General features: G+C 34.7%; 12 protein-coding genes and 2 pseudogenes. 8 read left to right on the top strand and 6 right to left on the bottom strand.

The features are described 5' to 3' along the window. The 6 genes from C564_RS0128710 to C564_RS0128685 form a co-directional block, all read left to right on the top strand. Positions 1 to 256: DDE-type integrase/transposase/recombinase (locus C564_RS0128710; protein WP_018767804.1), on the top strand; the 256-nt coding region annotated here is incomplete at its 5' end. 29 nt (positions 257 to 285) lie between these two features. After that, a complete protein-coding gene (locus tag C564_RS0128705; RefSeq protein ID WP_026008741.1) occupies positions 286 to 1,419 on the top strand; it encodes a tetracycline resistance MFS efflux pump in 1,134 nt (377 codons plus the stop codon). Then, positions 1,419 to 1,748: a DUF1516 family protein gene (locus C564_RS0128700; protein ID WP_003209376.1), complete on the top strand. Its 330-nt coding sequence runs from the start codon at positions 1,419 to 1,421 to the stop codon at positions 1,746 to 1,748. Before C564_RS0128705 ends, C564_RS0128700 begins: the two co-directional genes overlap by 1 nt. Before the next feature lie 825 nt (positions 1,749 to 2,573). Continuing rightward, positions 2,574 to 2,885: a DUF3895 domain-containing protein gene (locus C564_RS0128695; protein ID WP_003209375.1), complete on the top strand. Its 312-nt coding sequence runs from the start codon at positions 2,574 to 2,576 to the stop codon at positions 2,883 to 2,885. A 65-nt stretch (positions 2,886 to 2,950) separates the two neighbouring features. After that, a complete protein-coding gene (locus tag C564_RS0128690; protein ID WP_018767802.1) occupies positions 2,951 to 4,318 on the top strand; it encodes a hypothetical protein in 1,368 nt (455 codons plus the stop codon). Positions 4,319 to 4,744: 426 nt separating this feature from the next. Continuing rightward, a complete protein-coding gene (locus tag C564_RS0128685) occupies positions 4,745 to 5,401 on the top strand; it encodes an SMI1/KNR4 family protein (protein ID WP_018767801.1) in 657 nt (218 codons plus the stop codon). A 1,080-nt stretch (positions 5,402 to 6,481) separates the two neighbouring features. On the opposite strand, the pseudogene C564_RS35720 reads toward C564_RS0128685, so the two are convergent. From C564_RS35720 to C564_RS0128665, 4 genes and pseudogenes are all read right to left on the bottom strand, one after another. Next, positions 6,482 to 6,810: pseudogene (locus tag C564_RS35720) on the bottom strand (transposase); the annotation flags it as partial. A gap of 57 nt (positions 6,811 to 6,867) precedes the next feature. Beyond that, positions 6,868 to 7,434 (bottom strand): annotated as a pseudogene (locus C564_RS0128675) (IS6 family transposase); the annotation flags it as partial. Positions 7,435 to 7,574: 140 nt separating this feature from the next. Next, positions 7,575 to 9,203, bottom strand: a complete 1,629-nt coding sequence (locus C564_RS0128670; RefSeq protein WP_018767798.1) for an FAD-dependent oxidoreductase — start codon at positions 9,201 to 9,203, stop codon at positions 7,575 to 7,577. A 695-nt stretch (positions 9,204 to 9,898) separates the two neighbouring features. Further along, complete coding sequence (locus C564_RS0128665) at positions 9,899 to 11,692, bottom strand: helix-turn-helix transcriptional regulator (RefSeq protein ID WP_018767797.1); 1,794 nt, start codon at positions 11,690 to 11,692, stop codon at positions 9,899 to 9,901. A 293-nt stretch (positions 11,693 to 11,985) separates the two neighbouring features. Here C564_RS0128665 and C564_RS0128660 point away from each other — a divergent pair, with 293 nt between their 5' ends. Continuing rightward, a complete protein-coding gene (locus C564_RS0128660; RefSeq protein WP_018767796.1) occupies positions 11,986 to 13,176 on the top strand; it encodes a serine hydrolase domain-containing protein in 1,191 nt (396 codons plus the stop codon). Between the two features lie 564 nt (positions 13,177 to 13,740). On the opposite strand, the gene C564_RS0128655 is transcribed toward C564_RS0128660, so the two are convergent. Beyond that, on the bottom strand, positions 13,741 to 13,962 hold the full coding sequence (locus tag C564_RS0128655; protein ID WP_016115623.1) for a hypothetical protein: 222 nt from the start codon (positions 13,960 to 13,962) through the stop codon (positions 13,741 to 13,743). A 706-nt stretch (positions 13,963 to 14,668) separates the two neighbouring features. Between C564_RS0128655 and C564_RS32920 the strand changes: the two genes are divergently transcribed. Next, positions 14,669 to 14,890: a hypothetical protein gene (locus C564_RS32920; protein ID WP_018767794.1), complete on the top strand. Its 222-nt coding sequence runs from the start codon at positions 14,669 to 14,671 to the stop codon at positions 14,888 to 14,890. A gap of 585 nt (positions 14,891 to 15,475) precedes the next feature. Here C564_RS32920 and C564_RS0128640 read toward each other — a convergent pair. Further along, positions 15,476 to 15,988: a cysteine hydrolase family protein gene (locus tag C564_RS0128640; protein ID WP_018767793.1), complete on the bottom strand. Its 513-nt coding sequence runs from the start codon at positions 15,986 to 15,988 to the stop codon at positions 15,476 to 15,478. Between the last annotated feature and the right edge of the window lie 218 nt (positions 15,989 to 16,206).

The following is a 16,206-nucleotide window of genomic DNA, read 5'->3' as shown; positions in this document are numbered from 1 at the left end:
AGAAGAAAATAAGATGCCAGAAGGCATCCAAATTAGGCAAGTGAAATATCTCAATAATATAGTGGAACAAGATCATCGTTTTATCAAGAAACGTGTACGTTCTATGTTGGGATTGAAGTCATTTAAAACAGCAACCTTTATATTGAGTGGTGTAGAGGCTATGCATATGATTAAAAAAGAACAGATTGATTTACGGCATCAGTCTGTTCAAAATCAGAAAAAATTCATCCATCGATTGTTTGGGCTTACAGCATAAAATAGAATTCTGCTAGAAATATATGAGCTATATGCTCTTTCATTTTATTTTTGCACCAGAACCTGATTATCCCCGTTCTACCAGAAATAATTACAAATTTAGGTGTACCATCACATCATTTAGGTATGCTGTTATCTTCTTATTCGCTTATATCTTTCCTAACATCTCCATTTTGGGGAAAGATTTCTGATCGGATAGGTCGGCGTCCTGTACTGTTAATTGGTATACTCGGCTATTCCATTAGTTTTTTCTTAACAGGGATAGTTATTGATAACTTAGTAGGTTTGTACATATCTAGAGGCCTTAATGGTTTGTTTGCAGGTGCATTATACACCGCTGCAACAGCTTCAATTGTCGATATGACAACTGAAACAGAGCGTAATCGTTATATAGGAATGCTGGGAGCATGTATTGGAATGGGCTTTATTATCGGTCCAGCAATCGGTGGAATGCTAAGCCATTTTGGAAATGCTGTTCCATTCCAAATTGCTAGCAATCTTCTTATCATTTTATTTCTATATACATTCTTTACTTTTAAAGAGAGTTTAAACAATACAGAAGAAAAAGATGCGGAAAATTCATTTAAAAAGTTTGTTCGTTTACCAGCGGCATCAATTGGTTTGCTTTTTATTACTTTTACTATTTCCATGGCATTAGCTGGATTAGAAAGTACATATCAATTATTCGGAAAAAAAGCATTTGATATTACACCGTTTCAAGTCGGAATCATTTTCTTAGCAAGTGGCCTAGTAGATGCATTCATACAAGGCGGATTAATACGCTATATTCGTAACGGAGATGAAAAACGATACATTATAATTGGACAAGTTATTTCTGCAACAGGTTTGTTTTTAATCCCTTTTATAACCAATTTACTATGGGCTGGAATTTGCTTATCCATCTTTACAGCTGGAAATGCACTTGTACGAACATGTACTCTTTCATTTTTAACGAAGCAAGTAAAAACAGATCACGGTACAATCTCTGGTTTGAACTTCTCCTTTGACAGCTTAGGAAGAATCATTGGACCTATATTTTTCACAATGATATTTACATCACAAGGAGCGGTCTCTTTCATAGTAGGAGGCATCATAACTATGCTATCTACCGGTTTAGTAATCATATTTTCAAAAAAACAACATACATACGGGAGTGAACTTTAATGTATCAAACTTTTTTACAAATTCACGCGGGATCATGGGCAATTCTTATCATTTTATTTATTATGAGCTACATGCTAAAAAAACAAGAATTTACATTGTGGGCGCAACGTGCGTTTTATGTTCTTATGTTAACTTCAGGAGTTGGAATGGTAGTCATTAAGGGCTTCCCAGTTATTTCTATGATAAAAGGCATATTTGCGCTTATCCTTATTATGTCAATGGAAATCCTTATTTCAAGAAGAAGAAAAGGAGAAACTCATAGCTTATGGTGGGGCGTATTTTCTATCACGCTCATTGTAATTTTATTAATTGGATTTCATGTAATATAAAATTACAAATATCCCTTTATACACAAAAAATCCCTAATTTACATTAGGGATTTTTATTATGGGGGTGCTTCAAAAGTTCAAGTTGATGGGCATGGGGTAGCCGCACATTTTAGGGTGAATTTCATTTGACTCAAACACCCTCGTTTTTGAGATCGAATAAGTCGCTTAGAGTAGTAAAATCAACGTTTTTTTATGTCGAAATTTACTTAGCGTATATTTTTGTTAAAATGTTGGTGGTACGCCGGTAGGAGATAAAGGAATATCATTTGATGGTGATATTGAGGTTTTTAAGGATGAGTCAGAATCTGTAGGTCCCTTGTTTGGAAAAGTGCCAGTGTTACCTATATACAAACTCTACAATGAGTTGAGTGCTATAGTATCAATATAGTAACCATACGATATTTCATCGCACAATGTATAGCATGTGCAAAATTGAACTATTGAAATAAGATACAAAAACATTTCTGATTTAGAAATTGTTCCTGTATCCTATTAGTTATGTTATTTTAATGAGTTTATATATATAACGAATGAAATTTCTTTTTGAATAGAATCCCTTTTCTTGTATTCCTACAATTATAAAGAAATAGGGTGATGGCATACTTAGGCTGGTGTTGTACATTTCTTTATAACGAATTCAGCAATAGATACCAGAACGTAAATTCGGTATAATAAAAACATGATACTAAAATCATAATAATGCGGAAATTAATTAAATAATGTAACCTGGCGATATATATAAACTTTAAGTAGGCTTGCTAGTATTAATAGGATAAGCGAACAATTTATGCTTTGCATAGTCATTGTTAGAAAGGAATAGATGAGATGAATCAAATTTCATTTGAAGATTTATTTGCTGAGAATGTAGTGGAGGTGAGCGAAACAAAAGTACCTTTATCTCCACTGCAGAAAGATATCTTAGAGTTAATCAATTCTGAAGAAATAAGTGCATTGCAGCTATGTGAAAAATTAATACTTTCAGGAAAAATATCCAATGAAAGATTCACAACCGATAAGCCTAAAGCTTTCGGACAAGTATGCTTAATTCTTGAAGATTTTGTTGCTGAAGGAAAGCTTACTTTCATAAAAAGTGATGAGAAAAGAGATAGATTATATAAAATGAAAGAAGAAATATAGTAATGCTATAGAGGCACTTAAAATAAAAATATAGCTTTAAAGATCAATATAGAGATGAAAGTGAAGTGATTAATATAATAACAGTAAGTGAAGAACAAATTAAAACAGCTATCGATCTCTACAAAATTAAAGAAAATGATATTATCAGCGATGAGCAAGCACAAAAAGCATTCACTTTATATACTGGATTACATAGAAAACCAGATTTTAAATACAACTCTGAGAAAATAGTGCCAAATTCTGTTGATTTTTTTAAAGATTACATAAGAATTATGTCTTTAAGAAGATGGATACTAAAAATATTACCATCTATAGATTTATTTTCTGTTGCTGGAAAACTGCCTTTAACAAGAACAAACGATGATTTCGAAGGCTATATCAATGATATTCTAAGCAATTATGTAGAAGGGTTAGGTAAAATTAATTGCATTATCCCACCAGAGTACAATTTAATTGATGGTACAACTTTAGAGAAAGCTAAAAACCTGTGTGCTAGTATTATTTGTTCAATTGAAGAGTATTATAGAGGGTTCCCAGATAAGGCTTTTTCAAAATTAAAAAAAGGATTAATAAACAATTTATCAATTTCGGGCCATTTCGTTAACAATATTATAATTCCAATTGCAGAAAATCAATTATTTTATAAAATGCGAATAGGTACTGATTATACTTATAAAAGGGATGAAATGTTCCATATTCCTTTTCAACTAAGAGGGAAAGTTGCTACAAATAGATATAGTATTCCTGGAATACCATGTATTTATTTGGGTATCACACCACTGGCATGCTGGGAAGAACTGAATAAACCTGATTTAAATACAGTTCAGACATCATTGTTTCAATCATATAGTATCACTTACTTAGATCTTTCCACACCTCCAGCAGTTTTTATTCAAAATCTGATACAAAATTATGAAAACATTTCTAAGAGAAATATGTATAGAGATATAACTACGTATATTTTACTATGGCCTTTAATGGCTGCTTGTTCTATACGTGTGAAATATAAAAATGATACTTTTAAACCAGAATATATTATTCCGCAATTACTATTACAATTTATTAGGCAAACAGATTCTATTGATGGTATAAGCTATTTCTCTACTAAAATTGATAGGTACTCATTGGAAATATCTGAAGTCTATAGAAACTTTGCTTTTCCTGTGCAGAAAAAACAAAAAGAAGGACTTTGTCCAATTCTTAAAGATAAATTTGAAGTTACGGATGCAGTACCATGGCAAATGTTCGAGCTATATAAGAATTCACACTTTTGTCTTCCTTATGATATTGAAGAAGATAAACTGTATGAAATTGAATTTATAGATGGAATGAGTCTACTCTATACGTCAACAGATTTTTATAAATTAGAAAACTTTTTAAAAAGCAAATCTACTTTAGAAAAAATACCTGATGGTACAAAACCATCAACTTGATAAACATACGAAACTGTGGATTTGAAATAAAGTTTAATCGTTTATAACAAAGTTTAACCGTTTTGAAAAAAGATTAACTGTTTATAAAAAAGATGCACCGTTTTATCCCTTTGAATTTACTTATCTATGGGGATATTTTTATTAAGAAAAGAAATAAAATATATGAATTGAATATAAAAACGTTTTGATTCTTTAAAAATATTCCATAATTTAGTATTATTTGTATATGTGTCGATTTGAAATAAAGTCGCGACGTTTTAAAGAATGTAGCGATGTTCTAAAGTTTGTTTAGATCCTGTTTTACAGGATCTTTTAATTGAACCTAAGTAATCCAATATCTATTATTAATATTCTTGTCTTAGGTTTTTAGTAAAAAAAAAGATAAAAAAAGAATAAATATAAAGTATGAATAGGGATGTAGTAAAAATGACAATGATAAAATTTAATTCTTATCATCAAAAAGAAGAAATTAAGAGGAATTTAGAACTTATTAACTTAGAACATGAAAAAATTAGAGAATATGTGAATTTTGATATATTTTCTTTTGAACAATTAGATGAATTTCAAGTAGGATATAGCATTGACACCGATGGAAACTCCCTTGTAACCGATGAGGAAGATACTTGGGATGCAAATTGGATTGTTATTGCATATGAAACTATGTGTGGAGATCCAATTATTATTGATTTAAATGAAGATGGATACCCTATATCTTCATTAATGCACGGAATGGATAGTTGGGGTGTTGGCGGTTTCCTTGCAGATTCTATGGACTCATTTATCAATTTTATAAAAGATATAGGTAATTTTCTTACTGAGAAACAAGTGTTAGAAGGAAAAAGAATTATACAAAATAGAGAATTAAAAACATTGCTAAATAAGTTTTTGGAAAAAAATAAATTTGCTGATTTTGAAATATGGCACTCTTTATTGAGTCCATTATTTGATATTACAGAAGAATACGAGCAAACATTGGAGGCAAAAGTAAAAAAGATGAAGAAAGAAGGAAAAAAAATAACGGAAATTGCTCACCTGCTTAATATAAAACCTAAAGAAGTGTATGAGTATATTAAGAAAGTTTAATAGAAACTATTCACTTTTTAGAGAACAATCGGGCGCGATTATGGAGCAATACAGGCAGAAAATGATCAAACTTTTTTATAAAGCCGAAACAAAAATTTGCTGAAGAAGAATCCATTTTGATCAATCTTTTTTCAAAATGGATTCTTTTTATTTATCGTAAAACTTGGGATTGCGAGGTATTTTTGATTAAACTTTATTTCAAAGCTACAGAAACAAACATTCGACGAAATAGAAAGTAAATTTCACTTCGGTGTATATGAAAAAATATGAGTGTTAGATTATATGATATATAGAAGTTCGTAAATCTGGGTCGCCATACAAATAGGAAGGGAAAGATTTATACAAAAGGAATTCCCTCCACTTATTTTTTATCAGTTAACATAATCTTTATTATCGGTAGTTAAAAAGTTAACAAAATTCAGTGTTTCGAAATGTATAGTTATGTTATGATATTGAGACGAAAATCGGAAATTGTTTCTTCTTAAATCATGTTTATAAATAACATTATAATGCAGACTTTTCTAGTGTTCCTGCTGGATGAGCATTTAAATAAAGCTTAATATTACGAGATTAACTTCTCTTTAAGTGTTAGTTTTTATTTTAAGTTAAACTTTGTTCATATCTCAAAATAAGGAGTATTCTTAGTTTTTGAGATGCGAGAGAAAAACACTAATTTACATGTCTCCCCTACTTTATAAAACTATCAATAACTTTCCATTTTTTTGGGCTGTATACACATTATTAGTGGACTGGACTCTTTAGAGAGTAGTCGTCAATGAGATATACAAGAACATATTATCTGATATGTTCTTGTATATAATAGCAGTTTAAAAAGATTTCTTTTTATAATTCGTCCATTTTAAATATGTCTTTGGAGATAAACTGCCAAACACCTTCGTTTTTCCAGTTTCTTTATATACTTCTTGTGTTCCCCAATTGTATTGCGTTGGATGTTTGGCACCATATATAGGGGTTTGTGTAGTAACGGAACAGAAACGGTAATAAAATATAAAAAATAATATCTTTACTGGCTCTTCACTGGCCCATAAAAATCTAAGATATCATAATTTTATATAGTTTTTGAGCGGGTTTTGTTTTAAATACGACTGTTTCGAATTCTTTTCTATAAATCTTATTTGGTAAATTAAGACGTGATAAATAATATCCTTGCTTATCTTAAATAGACTTAAAGTCTTGTAAACGAAAATATCCTAAGTCACGAATATATAGTTCATTCTTTTGTGCCATACCTGTTCGAGTCGCACCATACGCCTGATCACTTCGTTTTCCTGGTTCAATTTTCACACCAGCTTTATGACTACATCCTCCGGCACTAGGTAAGTAGATGCAAATCGATCCGGCACTTGAAATGTTGTAGAATCAAGGATAAGAATACGCTCAAAGTGGTTCTGGTGCAAAAATATTAGTTAGAAACATAGAGTGGCAATTTCCTCTTCATTTCTCTCTTAGGAAGCTAATCCAAACAATTTATGAATAAATTGTTTCTGACTTTGGACAGACTTGTCCGGTAAACCAAGTTGCCCTTTTTTCATCATATGCATGGCTTCAACACCACTCAATATAGAGATAGCTGTTTTAAATGACTTGAGCCCTAACATAGAACAAACTCGTCTTTTAATAAATCGGTGGTCTTGTTCCACTATATTATTGAGATATTTCACTTGCCTTAGTTGTATACCTTCAAGCATATGTTTCTCTTCTTTCAACTCTTCAATCGCTACAGGATAGGCAGGGTTCTTATCCACTGTTATCACGCGAGGTTTAGAAACATACGAAAAAGCCAAGGCTTTCTTGAAAAAGAGCTTGGCTGCTTGTTTATCCCTTGATTTACTTAGATAAAAATCAATTGTATTTCCTTCTGAATCAACTGCACGATATAAGTACATCCATTGACCTTTTACTTTGATATAGGTTTCATCGACTCTCCAAGAATCGTTCGTTTTCTTAAGATGCCGACGAACTCTCTTATCTAACTCAGGACCATATTGGTGAACCCAACGCATAATTGTTGTTTTGTTTTTGGGGCGTTATAAACTTCTTAAGTTGATGGATATGGTGAGGCCTTATAGAGAAATTGAAGTATCCTACAAATTTTTTCACGCCTATAAAGTAATAAGCACCGTCTATGTTTCATAAACGATGCTTAAAATTATTATTTATTTACAAAATTACATAATAGATTGTTCATTACTTCTTCAAGTACTACACTCTCGTTTAATACTGCGTTTTCCGTACGCCAGCCAATAAATCCATCCGGTCTTATTAATACTGCTCCTTTAGGTTTCACTCCATATAGCTTCCTAAAAACGCCATCTCGATCAATGAAATCACCATTTAGACAAACTCGATACACCTTCATATTTACTCCTAAATGAGATGAAACGATATGTGCAGCTACTGACCAAGTACTATTTTCTGAGCCAGTAAGTAACACAAAGTTGCTACCTAATAGATCAAGTATAGAAACTTCATTTCCTTCATACGTTCCCCAAAAATGTGGCGCACGCGTTCCTGGTCGTCCGTTCAGATCTACTATATCCATTCTATGCGGAGTTGTACTTTCATCTATAATCGCTTTTGAACAATACCGATAACCAACAGTAACAGCTAAACTATCCATATTATTCAAATTACCTTCATCTCTATTCGCAGCACGAAATAATATGCTACTCGCATAGTCCGTCGTTAATTTCGCAACTGGATATCTCTCTTCGTGGTATGTTTCTAATAATTTTGGATCTGCTTTTCCTTTTATAACAGCCGCTAATTTCCAAGCTAGATTATGGGCATCTTGTATCCCTGTATTTGATCCGAATCCTCCCGTTGGCGGCATAATATGTGCAGCATCACCGACTAGAAAAACGCGGTTGTCTTGAAATTTTACCGCTGTACTTTCTGTCGCTTCCCACGGTAAAACACTTAATATTTCCGGATCAATATTCGTACTCCCAATTGCTGTTCGAATGATTTGTTTGCAGCGTTCTATAGTGAAATCCTCTGGTCGCTCTCCTTTTATTGGATCGTAAGCTACATGGTAAATCCATTTACTTACGTTATCGACCGGAATAAGCGCACCTAGAACTTCCGGATGCAGTATCATAGAAAACCCAAATGCGTCTCCTTTTATAAATTCACTCAAATCAGCTTCGAAGTAAATGTTCATATAATAACCACCGATTGTACCACGGCCCTCGGCTAAAATACCTAACTGTTTACGTATTTTACTTTTCGCCCCATCTGCTGCGATGACATAATCACAATGAATCGTGTTCTCTTTTTTCGTCTCACGATTTCGAATAGTTGCTATTACCCCGTTTTCATTTTGCTCATAAGAAACCAGTTCATGATAAAAAGATAGCTTTCCGCCTAATTTCCGCGCTTCTTGTAACATCATTTCTTCTAAAGTAATTTGATAACAAGAAGTTATTTTGGACGGGCTAATCTCTTCTACTTTGTTAAATAACTTTTCATCATTTCCATGCTGCGTCATCCTTAATTGTTCTAACTCCTCATAATTTGCCTCAGCTATTGTATGAACCGCAATTCTTCCGCGGCAATTCTCCAATACTTTACCAGCGGATCTAATTCTTTTTTCTAGACCTAATCCTCGAAATAACTCCATTGTGCGAAAAGTAATCCCTCCTGCTTTCGGATGAATTGCAGTAGTCGGATGCCTGTCAATAAGCAAATAATCAATTTTATGTTTTGCAAGAAATAATGCAGAAGCTAACCCTGATAAACCCCCTCCAACAATTAAAACTGGCACATCATTCGATTTCATATATTTTCCCTCCACATATATTCTTCTGAGCTCAATGACATAAATATAAGCAAAAAAACAACAAAAATATAGACTTATATTTCATTATGAATTATCATATAGATAGAGTGCGCCCCAAATTATTTTTGTCATTTTATGCATCTACAAACATGAAGACTATGTATGAATAAAATGATAAAATAAGAAGAGCCTTCGTTATATAACGAAGGCTCTTCTTATTTTAAACATTACAGTTAAATGGACACAATGTAATTAAGTCCTTACAGGGGTCACCATACATGCCCATCAACTTAAGAATTTTATAACGCCCCAAAAACAAAAAAATTGTACATTTTCACCTAGAGATGCCAATTTTCTCGTTTTAGAGTATTTGTTTTTTTTTTTGGGTTGATGGGCATGGGGGATAACAACGATTCGTTCTTTTTCGGACCACTTGTAAAAAACTTTGAAATGTATGATAAAACAATGACTTTAAGGTAATTAAATTTGAAGTTTTCAAGAAGATTTTCTTTAAATGTATTCCGTCCACTTATTTTCCAGCAATATTTACAGGTGTTCTGTAAACAAATTTTGTTAAATTCATTCCAAAAGTTAACGGAACTCTAATTCTGTTACTTAAAATAATGAGTGGCCCAAAAAATAGTAATCGTTGCCGTGCCCCGAATACGGAAAAATGATTATATCTTGAGTACCATCTACACAATATTTTCCTTTCGGGCCCTTTTTATTGCTTCTTCGCGGTTGTTGACGCTGAGCTTCGAGTAGAGAGTCGAGCAATAATTGCGGATCGTTCCCTCCGATAAAAATAATTTGGCGGCGATCGACTTATAACGCAGTCCACCTGACAGATGCTCCAGAATCTCCATTTCACGTTTCGTAAGCCCGTACGGGAAGTTTTCCTGACTTGAGCCGATCTTCTCCAATTGCTCGCGTTGACTTTTCATCTCTTCGAAAATTCTCGTAGCGACCGATTGATCGATCCAGATTCCTCCGTTATAAATTAGTTTCAAGGCTTCCTTCATCTCTCGCGGATGAATCGACTTCAGCATGTAGCCCTCCGCCCCGTGCTCCAATGCAGTTGCTGCCTGCAAGGAATCCTCAAACGTTGTCATGAACACAACCTTCATATCAGGCCATCGTTGTTTCATCTCAAGTAAAGTTTCAATCCCGCTCATTCCCTGCATACTAATATCCATTAGCACGATATCCGGTTGGGATCGCTCACAATGTTCTAATGCTTCGCCACCGTCCCTGGCTGTACCAACGACGTTAAAATCAGTATGCTGATCCAAAATTTGCTTCAAACTGTCGGTAATGATCACCTGGTCGTTAACGAGCAGCAGGCGGATTGTATCATGTGCAGGCTCTGTCTGCAACGGAATATTACATATGACGAAAGTTCCTTGTTCTGGCTCGGAATGCACGGACACCGTGCCGTGAAATAGCTTAAGTCGTTCCTTCATCCCATTAAGTTCAAATCCAAATTGGATTTCTTCCATTCCGATGCCGTTATCTTCGATCTGTAACCTGAGCTGCTGACTCTCGAAATACAACTGAACGGATATCAAGCTCGCCTTACCGTGCCGAACCGCGTTGTTCAGAGACTCTTGAAGGCAACGATATAGACAAAAGTTTATTTTTTGCATAACGAGAGTCTCGCTGCCGATCACACGGAATTTGACCATTATACCTGTTGACTTCATAAAATCTTCGGTAAATTGCCGTAGAGATTCACTTAACGAATGGTTCAATGGAGTATGAGAGAGCTGATGCAGATGTTTTCGGATATCAACCAGACTGTGTTGGGCGATTCCGACAAGCGAATCGATCCTCTCTATCTGTGAATTCGGTACGGACGATCGCAGCGATTCGACGCCGACGATGAGTGAGGTAAGCGTATGGACAATCGTGTCATGCAGCTCATGTGACAGCCGGCTGCGCTCCTCCATCAGCGTAAGTTCCTCAATCCGCTCAATATGCTGCTCCAGCAATAGCTTTTGCTCATGAATAATTAGGGCTTGCTTATGGGACTGAATTAATATATTAAACGTGAAGCCGATGGCGAATCCAAAACCGTTGCTAACGATAAATTCATACGGGAGACGACCAGCGATCCAACCGTTCAATGCCGGCAATATGATTCCACAGAGGATACCTGTCCATACATAGGTTCTTCGATTGCTCGCCAAGCCGATATTCATCACAAGTAAAACGAAAGACCAAAGTAACTCCGGTGCTGTATAGGCTAAATAAAGATGAAAAACCCCCGCTGCCATGACGTCGACTGCAAGATACCAATCTGCATTTCTACACCAGGCGATTAATGGAACGAGATAAACGACGAAAGCAAAAGAAAATAAGACCCAAAAAGACGCATCGATTAATGACGGTTTGATAAAACTAGCGCTTATGATAATGACCATCCAAAGCGTTCGTATGGCCACAAATATCCAATCATACCAGAACCATTTTTTTATTATAGAGAACACGGATTATGCACACCTACTTGTATTTTTGAAAATTAATTCTGAATAAATCAAATCTATCATGCACCATAAACTTCTGATCCGTCAAGCGAAAGAGAGGGTAAACAGTTAGAATTTACTGTAACAAGCACGTCACATGAGATATTTGACAGTTTGTCATATGGTATATGTGACAAGTCCAATTCCGAGTGTCAACAAAAGTTTGGCGGTTTCATCACTATCCGATTTAACAATTTTGGGGATAAGGTGAGGATGTAAAGCAACACAACATTCCAAAATAATAGGAGCGATACGTTATGAAATTACTCAAGATTCAAAAAGGAGCTGTACTTGCATTAACAGCTATATCGGCGAGTACACTGGTATTTTCTGCTTATGGGTCTGTAAACCCGGTACAGACTGAAGGCGCGGTACAAGTGAAGACAGAGAAGGAAAAGAAAAGCAAGCATCGGGATGAAGTCAAACGCGTCATTGATGAGGTGGTAACCATCAAAGGAGTCCCAAGTGTCATAGCTGGCGGGTTACAGAACGGGAAACGCTGGTCTTACGCTACAGGTACAGCCAGTTATGAAGTACCACACCCGGTGGAGTCCAATTTTTCATTCCGTATTGGAAGTATTTCGAAGACTTTCACAGCGTCCGTTGTATTACAGTTGGCTGACGAGAAAAAATTGAATCTGGATGATTCAGTTGAAAAATGGCTGCCAGGTGTCATAAAAGGTGAAGGGTATGATGGCAACAAAATTACGATCCGTCAGTTATTGAATCATACAAGTGGGCTTGCTAGCTATACAGATTTGGATTTCCGAGATATTACTTTGCCTCAAAATCCATACCGTTACTATTCCGTCGATGAGCTTATCGACCTTGGACTTTCAAAGCCACCTGTATTTGCACCAGGGAAGGGCTGGAATTATTCCAATATGAATACTGTACTAGCCGGTCAAATTATTCAAAAGGTAACAGGAGAAACGTATGCGGAGCAGATCAGGAAACGGTTTATCATACCGCTTGGAATGAAAGGGACATTTGTGATGGGAAATAGTCACGAAATTCCGGGTAAGCATGCCACAGGATATAATATGGATAGATCGGGTCATTTGTATGATTTAACAGAAATGAATCAATCATGGGCAAATGCGGCGGGAGATATAGTCTCAACAGTTAATGATTTGACTACCTTCTTCAGTGCGTTGTTGAGCGGGAAGCTTCTGACTCAAGAGATGATGGACCAGATGCACACAACAGTAGATGGACCTTTTGGTAAAGTCGGACTAGGGATTTATGAATTTAAAACAGCGGACGGGCAATCTTACTGGGGGCATGCCGGAGGTACTTTCGGATATGAATCGAGAGCCGTCGGATCTCTAGACGGGAAGCATATTCTGGTAACGTGCATCAACTCGGTAGGTCCACAAGTAGCGCCAGCTCACGATAAAATAATCAATAAGGAATTTAGCCATTACGCAAGTCTAAACAGACAGTGAATTATATATGTTTGACCTGCTTGGAAAACGAAAACATACCGATCTATACATGGTTACGAGTGCCGGATCACATCTATCACTCCTCATGGGATTTATACACAAAAGGACCGTCAGGATGTTTTCCTAGCGGTTTTTCTTATGAAATGGATGTATATTGTATTCATAGAAGTTAACATAAAGTCCTATTATGGGTAGAAAGAAAAAGGCAGATCCCTACTCTCACAAGGGAACCTCCTTTTTTTGTTCTACGGATCTATGCATTTTTTTATACATTCCTATCCTGGCGCGGTTTTAGGGTTCTTGTTTGTTACTGGATTAGCCGAAAAACTGTATAAAACCTTGCATGCTCTTAGCATGGTTTTTTTCCGAAATGCTGGCGGTACCCCATCACCATCAAGCTAAGATTTTGAAGTACCCCCAAAATGAAAATTTTGTGCCTTTTATAGCAACAAAGTTCATTTTTTTCGTTTTGGGGTTAACCTGCTCTGTTAGGTTGTTTTACATGTGGTGCTTACCCCATGTAAAACAAACCCCGTCCCTTTAGAAAGGGGCTTACATCACTGCTTATGTACAACACAGTGTAGCATCGCTAAAGGCATCTTCGGGAATATATACTTTACCATCTTTTATTTCATACGGAATGTTATTTCTTTTTAGTTTGGCTGTATCGACAGTGTCAACAGTGCTACCCCATTGTTCTAACTTACCGTTGTACTTTTGACAAGCAGATAACACTAAAAGAGCTGTAAAGCAGAAAAATAGATTTCTAAAACGATGTTTCTTCATAATACCCCTCCTCTTCCTTGATTGTACCATTCGGAAGAAACGATTTATTATAAAAATTGGATGTATATTCCATACATGTAAGATTTACATAAAACCACTTCTCGGTAGCAAACATGGTAATGCCGTAATTACATAAAGAAAAAGAATCCCTTATGATTTCTCGGATTCTTTTTCTTGTTTAAAGTTTGCTCACACAAATGATCTGCACATCAATTCGGTTTTGATATACAGATCATTTGTATGATAATTTTTATAAATAAGTGCAGAGAATTCTATTACATGAATGCTTTTAGAAGTGTTGCTACTAATGGAATTACTCCACCTAAGAATGATAAAACTGCCATTGCGATCTCCATATTATTTCCTCCTCTTTAAATTTCTGAATATTAAGAATTCTATAGATTCATTATATTACAGATTTAAGAATATAACAATATCTTTTTTTATTCTCTCTAAGATTTCGAAATATGCCCTTAACAACATTTTTCACGCCACATTTATTCAGGATAATTAAGTTCACTTTTTTCGTTTTTGGGTATTCGCTTTTCTTAGCTTGATGGTGATGTATGGTGACCCCTATAGGGAAAATAAAAGAAAAATGACTAAAATTGAGGAAGAAGAAATGATATATTAATATATACATATCGAAAGTGATAATGTGATAAAAACTTCATATATCTTTTAGTATACTAGGGGGATTGTTTTAGTGTTTTGGAAAATACTTTTTCTTTGTATTAGTGTAGTGTTGAATGGTTTGACTTTTTTTGTTGCTCTATTTGTTGGGATAATGGCAACAGATGCTCCTGGGAGTGGACTAACTGAATTTTGTCTTGGATTCTTTATGATTCAGGGAATCCCTCTTATTTTACTCATTATTAGTGTGTATTGCTTGGTAAGGAAGCCGAAAAGTGATCAGAAAGCCAATTGAATGTATTGTAAAAAAGACGATAGAAATTGTTGCAGTCAGAACACCAGGTGAGTACTATAGCTGGTGTTCTTTTATATTCACTTAAACGAATTGTAAAAGCACAAAGAGACACCTAAAATTGTGTCTTTTCTTTACAAAAAATCCCCACACAATGTGCAGGGATCAAGTGTAAACTAATACTTTTTGAAGGAGCAACTTCATAATAGTACATCCACCATCAGCAAAACAGTAAAATCGTATTTTCCCTATGACAAAATGAATTTATTAAAATTCAAAAATGAGGTTCTTGTACATTAATAAATTAAAAATTATCTGAGCGTACAGAATTCTCATAATTAACTGTAGTAAGATGAAATTCTTGTTTTGGGGGCGTTATAAAATTCTTAAGTTAATGGGCATGGGGTATCGCCACATGCCCATCAAGCTAAGAATAAGAGATACCCCCAGAACGAAAAATTTGTGCAAATTCCTCATTTTTATCGTTTTTGGGGGAGTTTGTTTTTTTAAGTTGATGGCTATGGGGAGGAACCCCTTTAATTTTCGCTGATGAATCCTCGTTTTAGGATTTTTGTATAATCGTTCATTCTAAGATTCATCTCCTATCAATTTTAAAAATCTGTTGCTCCATATATTTTCATAAAAATCAATCGTCTCTTTTGCCGACATAAATGGATTATTCAAAGTAGAGGTTGCTTTCTGTACCATGCAGTTTTCGTATCCCAATCCATGAGCAAATTTAATCGTAGCATCCATACAGTATTCTGTTTGGGCACCGCAAAATTCAATACGATGTACAGCTAATTGGTCTAAAAGATTTTTTAAGTTCGTTTTGTAAAAAGAATTTGCATGTATTTTTCTTACAAAAAAATCTTGCTCTTGAACATCTAGATTGGCATTAATAGCCCATGGTTCTTCTTCAGGTACTAATTCTTCATCACAGTGTTGAACAAAAATGATTGGTTTATGTAATTCTCTATATAAAGCAATTCTATTATTTACTTTAGTGAGTAAATTTTGTAAATTAAATAAATGATCTCCACTGTAACATACGCCATTTTGTAAATCGATAACGATTAAAACATCTGCACAAGTCTCCATTATTTTTACCTCTTTCATTTTGCAATATATTAATAATTCTATCATTTGAGGATGTATTATACACTCTTATTCCGCGGAAAATTATAGAAAAAAACAAAAAACTTATGTTCAATATACTAGACAACATAAAAAGAAGATATGAATACTAAATTTCCTTAAAATGCAAAAATACGCTATTCTTTCTGTAGAATCATAGGAAAGGATGGCGTTTTTGTATG

It is taken from the genome of Bacillus sp. 105MF (assembly GCF_000374885.1).
GTDB lineage: Bacteria > Bacillota > Bacilli > Bacillales > Bacillaceae_G > Bacillus_A > Bacillus_A pseudomycoides.
The sequence above is the reverse complement of the archived record's forward strand: the minus strand, read 5'-3'. Positions and strand labels throughout refer to the sequence as shown.

What these genes read in the sequence shown, in the direction of transcription:
- C564_RS0128700 (WP_003209376.1), top strand. Translation starts at nt 1,419, where the DNA reads ATGTATCAAACTTTTTTACAAATTCACGCGGGATCATGGGCAATTCTT.
- C564_RS0128695 (WP_003209375.1), top strand. Translation starts at nt 2,574, where the DNA reads ATGAATCAAATTTCATTTGAAGATTTATTTGCTGAGAATGTAGTGGAG.
- C564_RS0128685 (WP_018767801.1), top strand. Translation starts at nt 4,745, where the DNA reads ATGACAATGATAAAATTTAATTCTTATCATCAAAAAGAAGAAATTAAG.
- C564_RS0128670 (WP_018767798.1), bottom strand. Translation starts at nt 9,203, where the DNA reads ATGAAATCGAATGATGTGCCAGTTTTAATTGTTGGAGGGGGTTTATCA.
- C564_RS0128660 (WP_018767796.1), top strand. Translation starts at nt 11,986, where the DNA reads ATGAAATTACTCAAGATTCAAAAAGGAGCTGTACTTGCATTAACAGCT.
- C564_RS0128655 (WP_016115623.1), bottom strand. Translation starts at nt 13,962, where the DNA reads ATGAAGAAACATCGTTTTAGAAATCTATTTTTCTGCTTTACAGCTCTT.
- C564_RS0128640 (WP_018767793.1), bottom strand. Translation starts at nt 15,988, where the DNA reads ATGGAGACTTGTGCAGATGTTTTAATCGTTATCGATTTACAAAATGGC.